Origin of the sequence: Amycolatopsis sp. NPDC005232 (assembly GCF_040607795.1) — a bacterium.
GTDB lineage: Bacteria > Actinomycetota > Actinomycetes > Mycobacteriales > Pseudonocardiaceae > Amycolatopsis.
This window is the reverse complement of the sequence record NZ_JBEXHL010000009.1, coordinates 226,392-244,835: the sequence shown is the minus strand read 5'-3', so window position 1 is coordinate 244,835 and position 18,444 is coordinate 226,392. Positions and strand designations below refer to the sequence as shown.

Annotated in this window: 22 protein-coding genes; 8 read left to right on the top strand and 14 right to left on the bottom strand. The window is 69.0% G+C overall.

Features of this window, described 5'->3' with window-relative positions; translation table 11 throughout:
- Positions 1-32: 32 nt before the first annotated feature.
- Together ABZU76_RS19865 and ABZU76_RS19860 are read right to left on the bottom strand one after the other, a co-directional pair.
- Positions 33-893 carry a PD-(D/E)XK nuclease family protein gene (locus ABZU76_RS19865; RefSeq protein ID WP_354871424.1) on the bottom strand — a complete coding sequence of 287 codons (861 nt, stop codon included), beginning with the start codon at positions 891-893 and terminating at the stop codon, positions 33-35.
- Between the two features lie 70 nt (positions 894-963).
- Positions 964-1,797: an NAD(P)H-binding protein gene (locus tag ABZU76_RS19860; RefSeq protein WP_354871421.1), complete on the bottom strand. Its 834-nt coding sequence runs from the start codon at positions 1,795-1,797 to the stop codon at positions 964-966.
- 87 nt (positions 1,798-1,884) lie between these two features.
- Here ABZU76_RS19860 and ABZU76_RS19855 point away from each other — a divergent pair, with 87 nt between their 5' ends.
- On the top strand, positions 1,885-2,325 hold the full coding sequence (locus ABZU76_RS19855) for a MarR family transcriptional regulator (RefSeq protein ID WP_354871418.1): 441 nt from the start codon (positions 1,885-1,887) through the stop codon (positions 2,323-2,325).
- On the opposite strand, the gene ABZU76_RS19850 is transcribed toward ABZU76_RS19855, so the two are convergent.
- The 4 genes from ABZU76_RS19850 to ABZU76_RS19835 are packed head-to-tail and all read right to left on the bottom strand — an operon-like array spanning position 2,306 to position 4,609.
- Entirely contained in the window at positions 2,306-2,935 is a 630-nt protein-coding gene (locus ABZU76_RS19850; protein WP_354871416.1) for a MarC family protein, read from the bottom strand. The two genes, ABZU76_RS19855 and ABZU76_RS19850, sit on opposite strands and share 20 nt — an antisense overlap.
- A 1-nt stretch (position 2,936) precedes the next feature.
- Complete coding sequence (locus ABZU76_RS19845) at positions 2,937-3,809, bottom strand: PHP domain-containing protein (RefSeq protein ID WP_220246441.1); 873 nt, start codon at positions 3,807-3,809, stop codon at positions 2,937-2,939.
- 55 nt (positions 3,810-3,864) lie between these two features.
- Positions 3,865-4,425, bottom strand: coding sequence for a PH domain-containing protein (locus ABZU76_RS19840; RefSeq protein ID WP_220246440.1), 561 nt, complete (start codon positions 4,423-4,425; stop codon positions 3,865-3,867).
- Positions 4,426-4,444: 19 nt separating this feature from the next.
- Complete coding sequence (locus tag ABZU76_RS19835) at positions 4,445-4,609, bottom strand: hypothetical protein (protein WP_204091374.1); 165 nt, start codon at positions 4,607-4,609, stop codon at positions 4,445-4,447.
- A 170-nt stretch (positions 4,610-4,779) separates the two neighbouring features.
- Between ABZU76_RS19835 and ABZU76_RS19830 the strand changes: the two genes are divergently transcribed.
- Positions 4,780-5,181, top strand: a complete 402-nt coding sequence (locus ABZU76_RS19830; RefSeq protein WP_354871412.1) for an NUDIX domain-containing protein — start codon at positions 4,780-4,782, stop codon at positions 5,179-5,181.
- 243 nt (positions 5,182-5,424) lie between these two features.
- Here the strand turns inward: ABZU76_RS19830 and ABZU76_RS19825 are convergent, their stop codons facing one another.
- Positions 5,425-6,540: a DUF2332 domain-containing protein gene (locus tag ABZU76_RS19825; RefSeq protein WP_354871409.1), complete on the bottom strand. Its 1,116-nt coding sequence runs from the start codon at positions 6,538-6,540 to the stop codon at positions 5,425-5,427.
- A 347-nt stretch (positions 6,541-6,887) separates the two neighbouring features.
- On the opposite strand from ABZU76_RS19825, the gene corA reads away from it, so the two are divergent.
- The 4 genes from corA to ABZU76_RS19805 all read left to right on the top strand — a co-directional run bounded on the left by corA (position 6,888) and on the right by ABZU76_RS19805 (position 10,116).
- Positions 6,888-7,976 (top strand): magnesium/cobalt transporter CorA, encoded by a 1,089-nt coding sequence (corA, locus tag ABZU76_RS19820; RefSeq protein ID WP_220246437.1) that lies wholly within the window; start codon positions 6,888-6,890, stop codon positions 7,974-7,976.
- Between the two features lie 207 nt (positions 7,977-8,183).
- The gene (locus tag ABZU76_RS19815) at positions 8,184-8,834 is read left to right on the top strand and encodes a metallophosphoesterase (protein ID WP_354871405.1); all 651 of its coding nucleotides are present in this window, start codon (positions 8,184-8,186) and stop codon (positions 8,832-8,834) included.
- Positions 8,831-9,673, top strand: a complete 843-nt coding sequence (locus tag ABZU76_RS19810; RefSeq protein WP_354871403.1) for a chromosome partitioning protein ParB — start codon at positions 8,831-8,833, stop codon at positions 9,671-9,673. The genes ABZU76_RS19815 and ABZU76_RS19810 overlap by 4 nt, the downstream gene beginning before the upstream one ends.
- A 68-nt stretch (positions 9,674-9,741) precedes the next feature.
- Positions 9,742-10,116: a ClpX C4-type zinc finger protein gene (locus ABZU76_RS19805; protein WP_354871401.1), complete on the top strand. Its 375-nt coding sequence runs from the start codon at positions 9,742-9,744 to the stop codon at positions 10,114-10,116.
- An 88-nt stretch (positions 10,117-10,204) separates the two neighbouring features.
- Here ABZU76_RS19805 and ABZU76_RS19800 read toward each other — a convergent pair whose 3' ends face one another.
- Positions 10,205-11,368, bottom strand: a complete 1,164-nt coding sequence (locus tag ABZU76_RS19800) for an alpha/beta hydrolase family protein (protein ID WP_354871399.1) — start codon at positions 11,366-11,368, stop codon at positions 10,205-10,207.
- A gap of 253 nt (positions 11,369-11,621) precedes the next feature.
- Positions 11,622-11,750 carry a hypothetical protein gene (locus ABZU76_RS19795; RefSeq protein ID WP_354871620.1) on the bottom strand — a complete coding sequence of 43 codons (129 nt, stop codon included), beginning with the start codon at positions 11,748-11,750 and terminating at the stop codon, positions 11,622-11,624.
- A gap of 103 nt (positions 11,751-11,853) precedes the next feature.
- On the opposite strand from ABZU76_RS19795, the gene ABZU76_RS19790 reads away from it, so the two are divergent.
- Positions 11,854-12,558: a TetR/AcrR family transcriptional regulator gene (locus ABZU76_RS19790; RefSeq protein ID WP_354871396.1), complete on the top strand. Its 705-nt coding sequence runs from the start codon at positions 11,854-11,856 to the stop codon at positions 12,556-12,558.
- Positions 12,559-12,677: 119 nt separating this feature from the next.
- Here the strand turns inward: ABZU76_RS19790 and ABZU76_RS19785 are convergent, their stop codons facing one another.
- Positions 12,678-12,872: a PspC domain-containing protein gene (locus tag ABZU76_RS19785; RefSeq protein ID WP_354871394.1), complete on the bottom strand. Its 195-nt coding sequence runs from the start codon at positions 12,870-12,872 to the stop codon at positions 12,678-12,680.
- A gap of 225 nt (positions 12,873-13,097) precedes the next feature.
- Here ABZU76_RS19785 and ABZU76_RS19780 point away from each other — a divergent pair, with 225 nt between their 5' ends.
- The gene (locus tag ABZU76_RS19780; protein ID WP_354871391.1) at positions 13,098-14,012 is read left to right on the top strand and encodes a hypothetical protein; all 915 of its coding nucleotides are present in this window, start codon (positions 13,098-13,100) and stop codon (positions 14,010-14,012) included.
- A gap of 55 nt (positions 14,013-14,067) precedes the next feature.
- Here the strand turns inward: ABZU76_RS19780 and ugpC are convergent, their stop codons facing one another.
- Genes ugpC through ABZU76_RS19760 form a run of 4 tightly spaced genes read right to left on the bottom strand, consistent with a single transcriptional unit; the run spans position 14,068 to position 18,385 of the window.
- Complete coding sequence (gene ugpC, locus ABZU76_RS19775; RefSeq protein WP_354871389.1) at positions 14,068-15,249, bottom strand: sn-glycerol-3-phosphate ABC transporter ATP-binding protein UgpC; 1,182 nt, start codon at positions 15,247-15,249, stop codon at positions 14,068-14,070.
- 3 nt (positions 15,250-15,252) lie between these two features.
- A complete protein-coding gene (locus tag ABZU76_RS19770; RefSeq protein ID WP_354871386.1) occupies positions 15,253-16,095 on the bottom strand; it encodes a carbohydrate ABC transporter permease in 843 nt (280 codons plus the stop codon).
- Positions 16,095-17,072: a sugar ABC transporter permease gene (locus ABZU76_RS19765; RefSeq protein WP_354871383.1), complete on the bottom strand. Its 978-nt coding sequence runs from the start codon at positions 17,070-17,072 to the stop codon at positions 16,095-16,097. Before ABZU76_RS19765 ends, ABZU76_RS19770 begins: the two co-directional genes overlap by 1 nt.
- Entirely contained in the window at positions 17,069-18,385 is a 1,317-nt protein-coding gene (locus tag ABZU76_RS19760; protein WP_354871381.1) for an ABC transporter substrate-binding protein, read from the bottom strand. Before ABZU76_RS19760 ends, ABZU76_RS19765 begins: the two co-directional genes overlap by 4 nt.
- Between the last annotated feature and the right edge of the window lie 59 nt (positions 18,386-18,444).

Genomic DNA, 18,444 nt, shown 5'->3' with positions numbered 1-18,444 from the left:
TCCGTCCAATCGTCGGCTCGAAGGGAGGGCGGTCAAGGCGCCAGGAGGTCCCACGGTTGGGACGCGGGCGCGGCCTGCTGGCCTTCCGGGCAGCTCGGGCGGAAGTCGCACCAGGAGCAGCGGCGGTCGGGGCGGGCGGGGAACAGGGCGTCGCCGTCGGCGCCTGCGTCGAGGGTATCCGTGGCCAGGCGTAAGTCGCCCGCGGTTTCTTCTGCGCGTTGGAGTTGGCGGCGGAGCGAGTCGGGCGTGTGTTCGGCCGCGGCGATCGTGCCGGTGGGCAGGTGGTGGAGCTCGACCTTGGTGCAGGGCATGCGAAGTGTGCGCGAAGAAGCCACCGCGTACATGGCCAACGCCTGCGAAGCGCGGGCCTCGTACTCGTCGGGAGCGCGTCGGCCGGTCTTGTAGTCGACGATGACCAGCTCGTCGCCGCGCCGGTCGATGCGGTCGGCGCGGCCCTCGATGATCATCGTGGGCTGCCCACCGGTGGTGCTAACCGGCGCGGACACCCAGCGCTCGAGGCCGATCGGGTCCTCGGTGACGTCGTGGTCCTCCACGTACTCCCCGACCCAGCCCTTGGCCCGCGCCCGGTAGCGCGCGGCTTGCTCGGCGTCCTCGAACCCCGCGTCCTTCCAGTACTCGCCCACGAGCGCCATCGCGCGCTGCGCGGTGCGCTTGGCGGCGGGCAGGTCGAACAACGCCCGCAACGCGTTGTGCACCACCGCGCCCAGCGTGCTGTGCGCCCACGGGCCGGTGCGTTGCGGCGTGGGGCGCTGCAGGTAGCTCAGGCGGTAGCGGCGCGGGCAATCCTCGAACGTGCTCAGCCGCGCCGGCGACACCTTCGTGAGCCGCTGCGGCTGCTCGACGCCGAAATCGAACCCCAGCTGTTCCTTCACTCGACCCCCGTTCGGTTCCGGCGTCCACGCTACGCACCACCACCGACACTTTCCGGCGCGGGGGCGGCTCTCAACCGAACGCCGCCGCATTGCGCTCACACCACGCGGCGAACGTCCGCGGCTCACGCCCCAGCAGCCGCGAAACCGTGTCGGTGCGCGAACCTTCGACGTCGGCGCGCATGAGCGCGGCGGTCTCCAGCAACGCCTCGGCGAGGGCCGGCGGCGCGCCCGCGGGGAAACGCGACCGCACGATCTCCTCCGGCGAAGTAGGCTCCCGCACTTCGATCGAGCGCCCCAGCGCCCTGGACAGAACCGCCACCTGCTCCGCCACCGTCATCAGCTCGCCACCGTCCAGCACATACGCGGCGCCCTCGTGCCCGTCCGAGGTCAGCACCCGAGCCGCCGCCGCCGCTATGTCCGCCGTGTCGATCGGCGCGAACCGGCCGGGCCCCAAGGCGTCCAGCACGTAGCCCTCTCGGACGGATTCCCGCCACTCCAACGCGTTCAGCATGAACCCGCCCGGCCGCAGGATCGTGAACGGGATCCCCGACGCCCGCACGAGTTCCTCGCGCTCGTGGTGCCACCGGCCCATCATCGGCATCGGGTGGCCGAGCACGTTGCTCGACGACAGGTGCACGACGTGCCGTACGCCGGCCTCGCGTGCCGCCGCGAGAGCGTTGGCCACGCCGGAAGTGCCCAGCCCGGGTGTCAGCAGGAAGAACCTCTCCACCCCCGCGAACACCGCCGGCAGCGTCGACGGGTCTTCCAGGTCCCCGGCGACGACCTCCGCGCGCAGGTCTGCCGCGCGAGCGGGATCGCGGGTGAGTGCACGGACGTCCGTCCCTGCCAGCTCGCGGACGAGATCACGACCGATGTTTCCGGTGGCTCCGGTGACCAGTAGCATGAGTTCCCCAAGTCGTTTGCCGACTAATGACTTCACGAGAAACGTTAGCCGGGAAATGATTAGCCGTCAATCGATTGAGGAGGCGTGATGCCGGAGTTCCTCGACCTGTTCAGCAAGACGCACAAAACGGTCCGCGCGCTTTCCGACGCAGCGATGCGCGCCCACGGCCTGCACGAGGGCCAGAACGTGCTGCTCGCCGCGCTCTGGGTTCACGACGGAGCCACGCCCGGCGAGATCGCCGCGCAGGTGCGGGTCACCACGCCCACCGTCGTGAAGATGGCTACGCGGATGACCGCCGCCGGCCTGCTCACGCGCCGCCGCGACGAGAAGGACAACCGGTTGGTACGGCTGTGGCTCACCGACGCCGGGCGCGCGTTGCAGGAGCCGGTGGAGGCCGAGCGGCATGAGCTGGAAACCAAGCTCACGGCCGGCTTCAGTGACGCCGAGCGAGAGCGGCTGCTGACCCTGCTCGGCCGGGTCCACGCCGCGGCGAGCGACCTGTCCGAGCCTAGAAGTTCCCGGCGATGAAGCCCTTCACGGAGTTCGCCACCAGTTCCACGGCGATCGCCGCCAGCAGCAGACCCGCGATCTTCGCGACGAGCGTGATGCCGCTTTCCTTGATCAGCCGGATGACCACACCCGAGAAGCGCATGCACGTGTAGATCACGAAGTGCACGGCGATGATCGCGCACCCCAGCGCGATGTAGGCGCCGAGGTGGCCGTCGGCCTGGCGGACGAACACGATCGTCGCCGCGATGGCGCCCGGGCCGGCGAGCAGCGGCGTGCCGAGGGGCACGAGGGCCACGTTGACGTCGTCGGTCGCTTCGGGTTCGTTGCCGCCCTTGCCCGTGAGCAGCTGCAGCGCGATGAGCAGGAGCAGCAGGCCGCCGGCGCCCTGCAAAGCGGGGATGCCGATGCCGAGGTACGCGAGGATCGCCTGCCCGGCAACAGCGAACAGCGTGATGACCAGCAGCGAAACCAACACCGCTTGGCGCGCCGCCTTCACGCGCGTGGCCATCGGCTTGCGGCCGACGAGGCTCAGGAACACCGGCACCGTGCCCGGCGGGTCCATGATCACGATGAGCGTGATGGTGGCGCTGATGAACAGCTTCGCGTCGAAGAACTGCGCGACGCCCATCTCAGCCCTTCACGATCTGCGACCCGGTGGCGCGCGCGACGAGCTGCTCGAACTGACCGGGGTCGGTCGTCTCCTGGCCGAGGCCGATCGTCTTGTTCGTGCCGTGGTAGTCGCTCGACCCGGTGCGGATGAGCCCCAGCTCGTCGGCGAGCTCACGCGTGCGGACGCGCGTGGCCGGCTCGTGGTTGGGGTGATCCACCTCGACGCCGGTCAGGCCGCGGCGGGCGAGGTCACGCAGGGTGTCCTCGCTGATCGTCGCGCCGCGGCTGTAGGCGAACGGGTGCGCGATCACCGTGACGCCACCAGCGGCGACAATCATGTCGATCGCCTCTTCGACGGGGGTGTCGTGGCGCGGCACGTAGTAGCCGCGGCGGCTGCCGAGGTACTCCGCGAAGGCCTCGTCGACGCTCGACACCAGCCCGGCGCGCACGAGCGCCTGCGCGAGGTGCGGCCGGCCGGCCGGCGAGTCGGCGGGCAGCAGGCCCATGATCTCGTCGGCGTCGATCGGGAGACCGTCGGCGGCCATGCGGGCCGCCATCGCGCGCAGCCGCGTGCGGCGTTCGGCCCGCAGGCGCGTCTGCTCGGCGACCAGCGCGGGCGCGGTCGGGTCGAAGAGGTACGCGAGCAGGTGCACGCTGATCCGCCAGCCCGTTTCCGGGTCGACGGACACGGTGGACAGCTCGGCGCCGGGGACGAGAGTCAGCCCGGGCGGGACGGCCGCCGCCGCCGGAGCCCAGCCGGCGGTGGTGTCGTGGTCGGTGATCGCGACCACGTCGAGGCCGGACCGGACGGCGGCTTCGACGAGCCCGGCAGGGCTGTCGGTGCCGTCGGAGGCAGTGGAGTGGGCGTGCAGGTCGATGCGCATCGTGACCATTCTCAACGATGCGCTGCGTCACAGCGACGCCGGTACCTGGGACAACGCCCGCAGGTCAGCCGACGGGCTTCTTGCCCCTCGCGGCACGCTGCGCCTTGATCATGGAGAAGCGCTCGGCCTGCTTCTGCTTGTCGCCGAACACGAGCTCCGAGATCGTGTCGTAGAACTCCTCGGGCCGAGGCAGGTAGTCGATGCGGTTCAGCGCCTGGATCTGACCGGCGGACTCGACGACCATCGTCCCGTAACCGAGCACCCGGCCCCAGCCGGGCCGCTCGTAGGTGAGGTCGGTGACCTTCGTGATGGGCATCATCAGCACCTTCGTGGTGATGACGCCCTTGGTCAGCACGAACCGCTTGTCCGTGACGACAAGCCGCTCGACCCACCACTGGACCACCGCGTAGGCGAACCGCAGCACGACCAGCAGCGCGACGTACCAGAGGATGTTCTGCACCACCCACAACGACGGTGGCAGCAGGTACGAGACCAGTACGCAGACGGCGAGCAGGGCCGCCGCCTCGAACGTGTCCCAGAGCAGGACTGCCCAGTGGCGGCGGATGCGGATGACCCGCCGCTCAGTGTCGAGCAGGTACTCGTCGGGGTCGCGTGGCGCGAACATGTCTCGAGGTTATCCTCCGTCAGCCGTTGAACACGTTGCTGACGAACGAGACCACCGATTCGGCCGAGCTACGGAGGAATTCGACGATGTTGCCGACGAGTCCTGCCGCCTGGTTCGGCTGAGCGATCACGAAGAACAGCACCAACGCGATACCCACGAGACCCGCAAGCTTCTTCGCGTTCACAGCGATCAATCCCGTCTCTAAACGTGGCACCGGAAAACTGACTTTCTACGTTGTACCGCACCAACCACCCACGCGGCAGGAAAGTCCCGCGCATGGGTCAGCAGGCCGTCCGAAGTGTACCGTATGGCTACTCTCCGTGTACAGCGTGACGAATCCAGGGGTTGACACTCATGACCATCCGAGTGCCCTGCGTGGGCGGCATCGTGTTCGACGACCAGGGCAGACTGCTGCTCATCCAGCGCGGTCACGATCCGGGCAAGGGCCTGTGGTCGTTGCCCGGCGGCCGGGTCGAACAGGGCGAAACGGACACCGAAGCTGTCGTCCGCGAGCTGCGGGAAGAGACCGGACTCGACGTGACACCGCACACATTCGTGGGCATGGTCGCCCGCGGTCCCTACGACATCCGGGACTACGAGTGCACCGTCGCGGCCGGAACCCTCACCGCCGGCGACGACGCCGACGACGCCCGCTGGGTCGACTCGGCCGAACTGGTGGAACTGGACGCCTCGGGCCTGCTCGTCCACTTGCTTTTCATCACGCTGCGTGACTGGGGTGCGTTACCGAGAGCCTGAGTCAAGTCGGTGCATTTCCGCGGTGCGCCGATTGCTTGCGCGAATGTTCGTGGATTTCGTACGTCGGTGAATGGTGTTATCCCCGCACCGATCGCCGGATGAGCACGGGAAATGCGGGTTGAGCAATTCCACATCAGTGCCTGTGCATGTGACGACGCATGGGCGTGCGGTGCGCGAGTGTGACCAATGGGGTGAATGTGACACAGGTGACACAGTGTGCAGCTGATGCGCCTGCGCGAACCGTCAGGCGGGCAGCCAGGTCATGCGCTGCCCGCGCGGCGAGGTCCGAGCCAGCGCACGGGCCACCGGCTTGCCGTCGGACCACGAGACCAGGCCGAGCACGCAGGGGTCCGACAAGCCGGGCGCCGGGGCGTCCAGGTCGGTGCGATCCGGCAGCACGAGCTTGAGGCCGGCCGAGTAAGAGCCCTCCGTGACCCACCACAGGGGGCGCGTAGCCGCGAGCGAAGCCAACGCGGCCACGAAGTCGGCCCGGCGGTCGCCGAAGTACGCCAGCGCGTGGCTGGTGAGGACCACCAGCGGCAGCTCGGCCGGCAACGTCGCCGCGGCCGCGGCCAGGTCGTCCACGCCGTCGCCGGCGATCAGGGGCGGGACGTGCTTGCGCTGTTCCGCGGCGGCCGTGCGAAGGAGCCGGATGCGGTCCGGCTGGTCGGCCCAGACGCAGGCTTCCAGCCAGGCCAGCTCGTCTTCGTCGGCGAGGTCGACGGGGGCTCGGTCCAGACCGGCGCGCGCGGCGATGGAGACCCTCTTAGGCAGCTTCGGCAGCACCGCGCCGGGCGCGAGGTCCAGGGCGCAGTGCAGGCCGACGGCGGCCTTGGCGGGTCCGGCGACGAGCTGCTCGCCGCCGTCGCACTGGTAGCGGTAGGAGAAGCGGTCGAGGCCGAGCAGCAGACCCGCGCTGCAGCCGACCTCGAGCAGGGCGATCTTGCCGCCCGCTTCCTTCGCGGCCGCCGCGACCGCGGGGTACACGAGCGACGCGCGGCGGACCTCGTTGGTCTGGGTGTAGCGCGTCGAAATGATCTGACGGGCCTTGTCCGCGCGCTCCAGCAGGAAGGTGCGGAACAGCGGCCAGGTCTCGTTGTCCACACCGTCGAAACCGCCCAGTGACGGGTAGTAGCGCGACAGCGGGTGGATCGGGTCGGCCTGGATGAGGCGGTGGGCCGCGGCCAGTAGCAGGGTGCCGCGGGCCTCGCCGCCGCGAGCGTCGGTGAGCAGGCCGGCGACGTCGTCGTCCTCGGCCGACTGCGTGGCGAGGTGGTCGTACAGCGGCGAGACGCCGCGCGCCTCGACCTCGGCGAACCTGCGCAACCGCTGCTTGATCTCTTCCAGGGCGATGGCCACCCGTGCTCCTCCTCGAACAACTCCGTGCCTAGGTAACGCCGCCTGAGCCACTTGCGACACTCACCGGTGGTGAGGAGTACCCTCGACCATTGGTGTTCGTGCGTCAACGCGAGCCCCACCACTCTCCGCGTCTTACGATCGCGCCGGCCTGAAGGAGGTGAGGAACGCCCCATGAGTAGTGGCGATAGTCCGCTCCCTAGTAGTCCCAGCGTTCCCGCCGAGCCGGCCGGCCGATTTTTCTCCTGGTAGGTCCGGCGAACAGGGAACGCCGGTGATGCCGGACGGACGCTGAAGTCCGCCTGGCCGTCGTCTTCGTGTTCCACCACGACGCCAGCCCAGGAGATCCCATGCCTGCCATCCCCTCCCTCGGAGGCCTTCGCGGCCGCGGCGGCAGCCGCACCAAGCCGATGCTCGAGCGGCCGATCCCTGTGCCCTTGTCGGCGTACGTCGTCGACTGCGCGGTGTACGTCGACGGCGCGCGCTTGCCCGGCCGCTGGACGCATTCCGACGCCATCAAAGAGGTGCGCAAGCGGCACGCGGGGTTCGTCTGGATCGGACTGCACGAACCGGACGGAGAGCAGATCCAGGGCATCGCCGACACGTTCGGGCTCCACGAGCTGGCCGTGGAAGACGCGCTGGAAGCCCACCAGCGGCCGAAGCTCGAGCGCTACGACGACACGCTCTTCCTGGTGCTCAAGACCGTCCGCTACGTGGAGCACGAGTCGCCGACCACGGCCAACGAGATCGTCGAGACCGGCGAGCTCATGGTGTTCCTCGGCCGCGACTTCGTGATCACCGTGCGCCACGGCAACCACTCCGGCCTCGCCCGGCTGCGCCGCGACATGGACGACGACCAGGAGCGCCTGAGCCTCGGCCCGGCCGCGGTGGTCCACGCCATCGCCGACCACGTGGTGGACCACTACCTCGAGGTCTCGAGCCGCATCGAGTCCGACATCGACGAGATCGAGGCGCAGGTGTTCGCGCCGCGCTCGCTGGTGAGCGCCGAGCAGATCTACCTGATGAAGCGGGAAGTGCTGGAGCTGCGCCGCGCCGTGCTGCCGCTCGCCACGCCCGTCTCGCGCCTGGCCGAGGGCTACACGCGGCTGGTGCCCGACGAGGTGCGCTCGTACTTCCGCGACGTCGCCGACCACCTCGTGACCGTGTCCGAGCGCGTGGCGGCGTTCGACGAGCTGCTGAGCACCCTGGTCGACGCCACCGTCGCGAAGATCTCGCTGCAGCAGAACACCGACATGCGCAAGATCACCGCGTGGGCCGCGATCATCACCGTGCCCACGATGGGCGCGGGGATCTACGGCATGAACTTCGACTACATGCCCGAGCTGCACTGGAAGTTCGGCTACCCGATCGCGGTCACGGTGATCTTCGCGATCTGCCTGCTCCTGTACCGAATATTCCGGAAGAACGGCTGGCTCTAGGCCGCCACTCGGTCCCCGTTCCTTCACCCGGTAGCGCTACAGGAGTACTCCCATGCCTCGTTTGCTGACCAACCTCAAGTTCTGGGCCCTGACCCTCGGGATCGTCTGGATCCTCGGGATCATCACCGTGATCACCCTCAACCCGGGTTTCTCTCACGGCATGAAGTGATCGCGTGAAGTAACGCTGCCAGGCCTTACTCTGGGCGCATGCCCAAGGCGCTGGTGGTGGCCGACGAGGTCGACGAGCGGCTGTGGACCGGTGCGGTCCGCTCGCTCGACGTCGACCTCGTGGTCGCCGCCGGCGACCTGCCCTACGACTACCTCGAGTTCCTCGCCGGCGCGCTCGACGTGCCGTGCGTGTTCGTGCCGGGCAACCACGATCCCGACCTGAGCGGCTACACCCGTTACGGCGGACTGTCCATGAAGGACGGTTTCCCCACCGAATGGCCCGGCCCCGCGGGCGGGATCAACGCCGACGGACGCGTGGTCGACGTCGCAGGGCTCCGGTTCGCCGGGCTCGGCGGCTCGATCCGGTACAACGAGGGCCCGAACCAGTGGACTCAACGCCAGCAGTCGCGCCGGGCCCGCGGGCTCGAATGGCGCGCGAAGTGGCGCCGCCGCGACGGGCACGAGGTCGACGTGCTCCTCACCCACTCCCCTCCGCTGCACCTCGGGGACCGCGAAGACCCACCGCACCGCGGTTTCGCCTGCCTGCACCGCACGATCGCCACGCTGCGGCCGCGCTGGCTGCTGCACGGCCACATCCACCCGCACGGCGAACCGGTGCCCGACCGTGTGGTCGGCACCACCCGCGTGCGCAACGTGGTGGGCCACCGGATCATGGAGTTCCCGCGATGACCAGACCCACGGGTTTCCCGCGCGCCGACGCCGAACACGACTTCCTGCGCGCCCGCCGCGGCCAGGTCCTTTCGCGACTGTCCACGTGGCTGCGCCGCGAGCCCGACGACGTGAACATCATGCTGCCGTTCCACGAAGTCGTCGACGCGCTGGGTTACGCCGGTGAGTCGCGCATCGGGCTGCGAGTGATCACTTTGGACTCGATCGTGGGCACAGTGGACCGCAGCCGCGACTTCGACCGTCGCTTCCGCCCCACGTCCGGGCGGGTGCGCGAACGCTGGGAGCGGCTCGCGCTCGCGGCCCGCCGCGGGGAGGCGATCCCGCCGATCGAGGTGTACCGCGTGGGCGAGCTGCACTTCATCATCGACGGTCACCACCGCGTGTCCGTCGCCCACGCGCAGGGTCTGTCCACAATAGAGGCTCAGGTCACCGCGGTGCGCACGAAGCTCAACCCCAACGGCATCCGCTACCGCGGCGACCTGATCGTGAAGGACTACCGGCGGCTGTTCCTCGAACGCGTGCCGCTGACCGGCCACGCGCGAGCGTCGGTGATCATGTCGGACCCGTGGGACTACGCGCACCTCGGCGAGCACGTGGAGGCGTGGGGCTTCCGGCTGATGCAGGACGAGGGCCGCTTCACCGATCGCGCCAACCTCGCGCAGCGCTGGTTCGACGAGGAGTTCACGCCCGTCACCGGCATGCTCCGCCAGGCCGACCTGGTCGGCGACCGCACCGACGCCGAGGCCTACCTGTGGGTCGCCGCCGAGCGCTACCGGCTCATCCGCACCCACCGCTGGGACGACGACGTGATTGAGGCGCTGCGCTCCCGTCGCCACTGACCCTTGTCAGGACTCCCCTGACGCGGCTAGTGTCAGGGGAGTCCTGACATGCTCCTGGGGAGGTCTCGATGACTGACGACAGCTACTGCTCGTTCTGCCTCAAGCGCGCCGACGAGGTCAGCAAGCTCATCTCCGGCGCGGGTGTGTACATCTGCGACGGCTGCGTGGGCCTGTGCCGCGAGATCCTCGCCGGGCAACACGAGCCGGCCACGCCGGAAGTGACGCTGTGGGAACGGAAGTCCGACGACGAGATCCTGCAGAGCATCCCGCGCATGGCCATGGTGAGCGCCCAGGCCGACGCACGCATCCAGGCCCAGGTGGACCTGCTGCGGTCGCGCGGAGTCGCGTGGGCGCGCATCGGCGAGGCACTGGGCGTGACGCGGCAATCGGCGTGGGAACGGTTTTCAGCAGTGTCTTCTGCCTCGGCTCCGCCGAGGCGGTGAGATCGCCGCAAGCCGGCTTCTTCCCTCCCGATTTCCGTGCGGCCAAGGGGCCGCACGGAAATCGCTCAGTCCAGAAGCCGGCGCGATCTCACAGCGTCTTCCACAGCCACGGGTAGACGGTGCCCGTCCACACCTGCTGGCCGAGGCCGGCGCAGTGGCCGTCGACGCCTTCGGCCGCGGTGAGCTGGACGACCTGGGCTTTGGTGGTGAGCGCCTCGCGCAGTGTTGGGCCGCCGCCGGCCGTGAAGTCGTGTTCGGACTCCACGAGCAGGGCCGGGCAGGTGATGTTCGCCGCGTCGGCGAGCATGGTGAACCGCCGCAGCTCGGCGAAGTACTCGCGGACGGAGTCGATGCCGTGGGCGGCCATGCGGGCACCGAAGAACTCCGCGCGGTCGGCGTTGCGCCGCATCTGCACCCGCACCGCGGGCGCGGCCGCCAGCGCGGCCGGGCCGGACGGCACCCGCGCGCCGAGGTCCGGTTGCGCCGGATCGCACACGAGCGCGGCGATCCGGTGCTCGGCGGTCGCCGCGCGCGGCGCGAGGTACCCGGCGAACGACCGGCCGACGAGCACCACCTTCGCCGGGTCGACCTCGGGCCGGTCGAGCAGCCAGTCGAGCACGGGGGTCAGCACGTTTTCGAAGTCGTGGCGCAGGTAACGGTGCTGGACGTAGAGCGTCTCGCCCTGCCCGGGGCCGTCGAACACGAGCACGTTGTAGCCGCGGTCGACGGCGCCGGGCACGTCGAGCCAGCCGGACTCGGCCGTGGAGTCGTAGCCGCACGGCAGCACGATGGTCGGCCGCGGCGTGCTGGACGCGTGTGGCGCGAAGAAATAGCCGTGCAGAGTCGTGTCCTCGTACGGGATCCGCACCGCTTCGGCGGGGTGTTCGAGGAGTTTCGCGGCCTCCGCGAACGCCTCGACGTGACCGCGGTACGCGGACTGCAGCCGCGGATCGTCCACATCGGACCGGATGAAGAAGTACGCCTGCCGGAAGTATTCGCTCGCGCGCAGGAACGCGTGGCGCGCGCTCACGCGGTCCCCCGCGGCCAGCGCCGAGTCCGCCACGACACGCGCGCGGTCCGCGGTGGCCGACCACGCGTCGTACCAGCCGCCGCCGGAGAGCTTGCCGAGGCCGCGCGCGGTCGCGAACGCCTCACCGAGGTCGGCCGCGTGCACCACCGCGGCGTTGAGCGTGCGCGCGAACTGGCCGTCGTAGCTCGGATCGCTGAAGAAGACCTTCGCCGGGTCCGTCATGTCCGGTGAGTCGGGTGGGCCGCGGCGCGAGTTACCGGGGTTGAAAAACGAACGGTCCCTTCCCGGCCGAGCCAGGAAGGGACCGTTAACCCCGATCAGCGGTCAGACGTGAACCCAGCCACTCGCGAGATCGCGCCGGCTTCTGGACTGAGCGATTTTCGTGCGGCCCCTGGGCCGCACGAAAATCGGGAGGGAAGAAGCCGGCTTGCGGCGATCTCGCCGCCTCGGCGGAGCCGAGGCAGACAACCCAGTGTCAGACGTGCACCGCCTGCACTACGGCCACGCCGCGCGGGGCGCCCGGGCGCAGCAGCAGCCCGGTGATCACCGCACCGACCGCGAAGATGACCGCGGCCCAGGTGAACGCCGTGGTGTAGCTGTGCACGGCCGCCTCCGGCGCTATGTGGAGTAGGTCCCTCCCCTTACTTGGCCCAAGGTACACAAAAACCGGAGATGGTGCCTCGACTTCTTTTGGTAACCTGGGCGTCATGACACCGGACGCCGCACCGGCGCGGCCGCTGCGGCGTGATGCCGAGCTCAACCGCCGGCGCATCCTCGAATCCGCTCGCGCCGTCTTCGGCAAACGAGGACTGGAGGCGACGCTCGACGACGTCGCGCACCACGCCGGCCTGGGCGTCGGCACCGTCTACCGGCGGTTCCCCAGCAAGGAACACCTGGTCGAGGCGATGTTCGTCGAGCAGCTGCAGGACATCGCCGACCTCGCGGAACAGGCGCTGGGCGCCGAAGACCCGTGGGACGGTTTCGTCGACTTCGTGTGGCGCACGGTCGAGCTGCACTCCGCCGACCGCGGGCTGCGGGAGATCATGCTGTCCAAGGCGTTCGGGCACGAGCACGTGGCCGAGGTGAAAGCTCACATGGTGCCACTCATCACGCGGCTGATGGAGCGCGCGCAGGAGTCCGGGCAGCTGAGGGCGGACCTCGTGCCCACCGATCTGCCGCTCATCCACCAGATGGTCGGCGCGGCGGTCGAGTACACCAGCGCCGTGGAGCCGCACCTGTGGCGCCGCTGTCTCGCGCTGATCCTCGACGGCCTGCGCGCCGAGCCGGGCCGCGCGACCGAGCTGCCGCACCCGGGGCTCGACCAGGCCGAGATCGACCAGGCGATGTGCGCGTGGCGCCAGCCGCGCCACCCGCATCCGGCCACTCCGCCTGCCCCTCGCACGAAGCAGTAAGGGCCTGTCCGCCGCACCGAAACACCCCCAATGTGGCGTTCGGTGCGCCCAACGCACCCAATGCGGCGTTCGGTGCGTTCAGCGCACCGAACGCCGCATTGGGGCGCACGAAGGCAAGGTCACTCGCTGGGCATGATGGCCCAGAGGATCAGGTAGGCGACGAACTGCGGGCCGGGCAGCAGGCAGGACAGCAGCGCGAGCACGCGGACCTTGCCCGGCGTGGTGCCGAAGCGGCGGGCGAGCCCGGCGCACACGCCGCCGATCATGCGGCCGTTGCGCGGGCGGCTCAGCCTCTGCGTGACAGGTGCGGTCATCGTGGTCCCTCCCGTTGGGTTCGTGTCTCAAGGACACCAGGAACGCGCCGCGAGCACATCGCTCCCCGGGACGATTCGGACCCCTAAGGGCCCGAGCCGGTCTTCCCGCCACGCACGGACCGGCGTCCGATTTCACGGCGCTGACCTGCGCCGACACCACAGCGCAGTGTGGGATTTCCCTGTCAGGGCTGATTTTTCGCGCGATTCGTGGTGATACTGCACCCCGTGCGCTCCCCCTTAAGACCCGTTGTCGTCGCGCTCGGTGGCGCGCTCCTGCTCGCCGGCTGCTCCTCGGCGGCCGCCCCCGCGCCCGTCTCGCAGGCCCCCTCGCCGATGACGGCCGTGGCGGCGCTCGGCGACTTCACCACGCTCGACTACTGCAGCCTGCTCGACGTCTCCCGCCTGCGCGGCGCGACGGCCGACGACCCCGACTCGTCGTTCACCGACTGCCGGACCGACTACGTGCGCAGCGGGCGCCAGCACACGGTGAGCGTGGGCCCGCTGGCCGCCGACGCGGACCCGAATGTGAAGCCGTACGAGTACTCCGGCCCGCTCCCCGACGGCGTCGCCGTGCAGCAGGCCGGCTTCACGCCCGACAAGACTTGCTCGCGCGTGGTGACGTTCGCCGACGGGATCCGCCTCAACGTCGCCGTGACCGACGCAGAGGGCGCCGGCGCGTCGGCCGACCGCTGCTCCGACGCCGACGCCGTGGTGGGCGGGGTCCTCGCGGCCGCGAGCGGCGGCAAGGTGCGCCACCACCAGTTCCCCGACCGCTCGTGGGGCCGCGTCGACCCGTGCGCGCTGCTCAACGTCCACGAGCTCGACGCGATCGCCGGCGCCGGCACGCAGCCCTCGGCCGGGTTGTCGGGCCACTCCTGCATCCGCGGCACGGTGAGCGTCGCGTTCTCCGTGCAGAAACAGGCGCCCACCGGCGCGACCACAACCCTCGGCGGCCGCACCGCGCGCCAGAGCACCGACGGAGCGTTCTGCCACCTGACGACCACTCAGCCGTCGCCGGACACCCCGGGGCGCGGCGAGCAGGCGGTGGTGAGCGTGGTGGACACGAGCGGTTCCAGCGGAGCTGCCGCGTGCCCGGTCGCGAGCCAGGTCGCGGCGCTGGTGTTCGCGAAGATCCCCTGAGCACGACGAAGGCCCCTTCCCGAGCTGAGCGTGAAGGGGCCCTCGTGTCGGCAACCTATTCCTGGTAGGTCAGGTTCCGCCCGTTGCTCGGGTCGAACAGCTTGACCTTGTCCGCGTCGAACCAGATCTCCAGATCCGCGTTCTCCGCGGCCTGGGACTCGGCCGAGAGCCGGGCCACGATGAGCGACTCGGCGCCCGGCACGTCGGCGGAACCGCTGTCGGCGGCCAGCTCGGCGAGCTCGGCCGAAGTGGCCACCTCGCCTTCCACGGTGAAGTGCGCGAACTTCTCCGAGCCCATTGACTCGAGCACGTCGATGTGCGCGGTGAACGTGGTACCGGCGCCGCGCTGGGCGGCGTCGACGAGCGACGCGTCCTCGAAGTTCTCCGGCCGGATGCCGGCGATCACCTCGCGTGGGGCGTTGGCGGCCTCGGCCATCCGGCGGACGCGGTCGGTGAGCGGCGTGGTGCCCAGCGCGCTGTGCAGCTCGCCGTTTTCCAGCGTCGCAGGCACGAAGTTCATCGACGGCGAGCCGATGAACCCGGCCACGAACAGGTTCGCCGGGTTGTCGTAGAGGAACTGCGGCGAGCCGATCTGCTGCACGTACCCGGCCCGCAGCACCACCACGCGGTCGCCCAGCGTCATGGCCTCGGTCTGGTCGTGGGTCACGTACAGCGTGGTCGTGCCCAGCTGCTTCTGAATCTTCGACACCGACGTGCGCATCTGCCCACGCAGCTTGGCATCCAGGTTGGACAGTGGTTCGTCCATCAGGAACGCCTTGGGGTTGCGCACGATCGCGCGCCCCATCGCCACGCGCTGGCGCTGCCCACCGGAGAGGTTGGACGGCTTGCGGTCCAGGTGGGCGGTGAGGTCGAGGATCTTCGCCGCCTCCTCCACCTTCGCACGCACCGTCGCGTCGGGCACCTTGGCCAGCCGCAGCGGGAACGCCATGTTCTCGCGCACGCTCATGTGCGGGTAGAGCGCGTAGGACTGGAAGACCATCGCGATGTCCCGGTCCTTCGGCGCCCGCTCGTTCACGCGCTTGCCGTCGATGCGCAGCTCGCCGGACGAGATGTCCTCCAGCCCGGCCACCATGTTGAGTGTGGTCGACTTCCCGCAGCCGGACGGGCCGACGAGGATGATGAACTCGCCGTCCGCGATCGTGATGTCCACTTCGGACACCGCGAGCGCACCGTCGGGGTAACGCTTCGAAACTTTGTCGAGGACGATTTCAGCCATGGGTCAGCCCTTCACCGCACCGGACGTCAGCCCCGCCACGATGCGACGCTGGAAGAACAACACGAACAGGATGATCGGGATGGTGATCACGACCGCGGCCGCGCTCACCTGGCCCGTCGGGTCCTCGAACTGCGAAGACCCGGTGAAGAACGACAACGCGGCCGGCACCGTGCGCGACGCCGTGGTGGACGTCAGCGAGATGGCGAACAGGAAGTCGTTCCAGCAGAAGATGAACACCAGGATCGCCGTGGTGAACACGCCCGGCGCGGCCAGCGGCGCGATCACCTTCCGGAAGGCCTGGGCCGGCGTCGCGCCGTCCATCTTCGCCGCCTTTTCGAGCTCCCACGGGATCTCCCGGAAGAACGCCGAGAGTGTGTAGATCGAAAGCGGCAGCGCGAACGTGATGTAGGGCAGGATCAGCCCCATCCACGTGTCGAACAGGCCCAGGTTGCGCTCGATGTTGAACAGCGGCGTGACGAGCGAGACCTGCGGGAACATCGCGATCAGCAGGGAAAGCCCCACGAGCAGCTGCTTCCCGGGGAACGCGAGGCGCGCGATGGCGTAGGCCGCCATCGTGCCCAGCACCACCGCGATCACCGTGGAGATCACCGCGATGCCGATCGAGTTCACCAAGGCCCGCAGGAACTCCGACGTCTGGAAGATGTCGGCGTAGTTCTTCAGCGTCCACTGCTGGGGCCAGAAGCTGCCGTCGTTGAGCGTGTCCTTCGTCTTGAAGGACAGGGAGATGATCCACAGCACGGGGATCAGCGCGAAGGCCACGACGAGGATGTCGATGAGGCCCCAGCTCACTTTGCGGCCGGTCGTGACCGCACCACCGATGGCCATCAGCGTTTACCCCCGTCGTCCGTGCCGGGTGCGGCCGTGCCGAACACCTTGATGAAGAGGAACGCGATGATCGCCACCGTGATGAAGATCAGCACGGCCATCGTGGACCCGATGCCGAGGTTGAGACCCTTGACCAGGTTGTCGTAGGTCATCATCGACACCGATCCCGTATCCTGCGCTCCGTTCGTGAGCACGTAGATGTTGTCGAAGATGCGGAACGCGTCGAGCGTGCGGAACAGCAACGCGACGAGGATCGCGGGCTTCATCACCGGCAGCATCACCTTGGTGAACCGCTGCCACGCGCTCGCGCCGTCCATGGCGGCGGCCTTGAGCAGGTCCTCCGGAACCAGCGCGAGACCGGCCATCAGCAGCAGCGCCATGAACGGCGTGGTCTTCCACACCTCGGCGAGGATGATGATGAACAGCGACGGCCACTGCTGGGTGAGCGGCGCCGCGCCTTCGCCGAGGGCGTTCGCGAGGTAGCCGGTCTCCGGCGTCCACGCGAAGTACCACGAAAACGCGGCCACGACCGTGACGATGCCGTACGGGATCAGCGCGACGGTGCGCACGAGCCCACGGCCCACGAGCGTGCGGTGCATGATCAGCGCGAGCGCCATGCCGAGCGCGAACTCGATCGCCACCGACACCACGGTCAGGAACATCGTGGTGCCGAACGCGGTCCACCAGTAGGAGCTCGTGAGCACGGCCCCGTAGTTGGCGAACCCGATGAACTCCTGCTGCGCCGGGAACCTCAGGTCGTAGCGCTGCAGCGAAAGCCAGATCGAGTAGACGATCGGGTAGCCCGTCACCGCGATCATCACGATGAAGGCCGGCGCGCAGAGCCACAGGCCCAGCCGCCGTTCGGCCCTCTTCCCCTCGCTGAGAACGGGTTTTCCCTTGCGGTGGCTCACGGCCTCGTGCGCGGGCGGCGCGCCGGTGGGTTCGGCGGTGCCGGTTGAGGGGTCCTGGACGGTCACGGGATCACTCCCTTCGACTGGAGCGCGTCACTGAGTTGTTCCCGCAGCTGCTGGGCCGTCACGGGCGGGTCGATCTCCGAAGGCGGCGACAGGATCTTCGACATGACCGTGGACGCGTTCTGGTACGCCGGGGAAAGCGGGCGCACCGCGGCGGTCTTCAACGCGTCGAGGATGGTGTCGCGCATCGGGTACTTGATGGCCATGTTCGGGTTGTCGTTCGACGCCGGCTTCGACGGGTCGAGCGGAACGTCGTTGTGGTACACCGATTCGATGGTCGGCGGCACCCCGTCGTTGATGGCCGAGAACTTCTGGTTCTCCGCGCTGCGCAAGCACAACGCGGCTTCGAACGCCTCCGGCTTGTGCTGCGAGTAAGTGCTCACCGCGAGGTCGTAACCACCGATGGTCGTCTTCGCCGGCATGCCGGCCTTCGCCTCCGGGTACACCGCCCACTTGAAGTGCGACAGGTCCTGCGGCTTCTCCTCCGCGTAGGAGGCGTAGACGAACGGCCAGTTGAGCTCGAACGCGGCGTTACCGCGCTGGAACGTCTGGCGGACGTCGTCCTCCTTCTGGTTGGTCAGCGACGGGTCCGTGATGCCCGACGACGTGACCTGCTTGAGCAGCTGCAACGCCTCCACCGCGCCCTGGTCCATCACCACGGACTTGCCGTCGTCGGACAGGATGTGGCCGCCGAGCGATTCCACGAGCGTGTTGTAGATGACGACCAGGCCTTCGTACTGCGCACCGGTGAACACGATGCTGTACGGCTTGCCCTGGCTCTTGAGCTGCTGCGACATCTGCATCATCTCGTCCCACGTCTTCGGCGGGTTCGGGGTGATGCGGTCGTCGTACCAGAGCAACTGCACGTTGGTGTTCTTCGGTGCGGCGTAGAGCTTTCCCTCGTAGGTGGCTGTCTCGAGCGGGCCCTGCAGCACGCCGTCGGACGCGGCGGCCTTGTTCTGCCCCGTCCACTCCTCGGCCCAGCCGGCCTCGGCGAACTCCGACACCCACGTCACGTCGAGACCGAGGATGTCCATCGACGTGTCACCGGCGGCGAGCCGGCGCGCCATCTGGATTCGCTGGTCGTCGGCACCACGCTGGAGTTTGTTGTAGACGATTTCGTAGCGCCCGTTCGCGGCTTTGTTGCAGTTGTCCACAACGGTCTGGAAATTGTCCTCGGGCGCGTAGTACACGTTGATCTTCATCGGTCCCGAGCCCGTGCCACACGCGGCGAGCAGACCCGTGGTCATCAATCCTGCGGCCAGCAGCGCGCCCGTTCGGGCGGGCGAGCGACCCCGTAGCCTCTTCTTCCCCATCGAACAAAAGCCTCCTCACCCGCGCACGCCGGTTACCGTGACGCCCCCAGGCATCACGA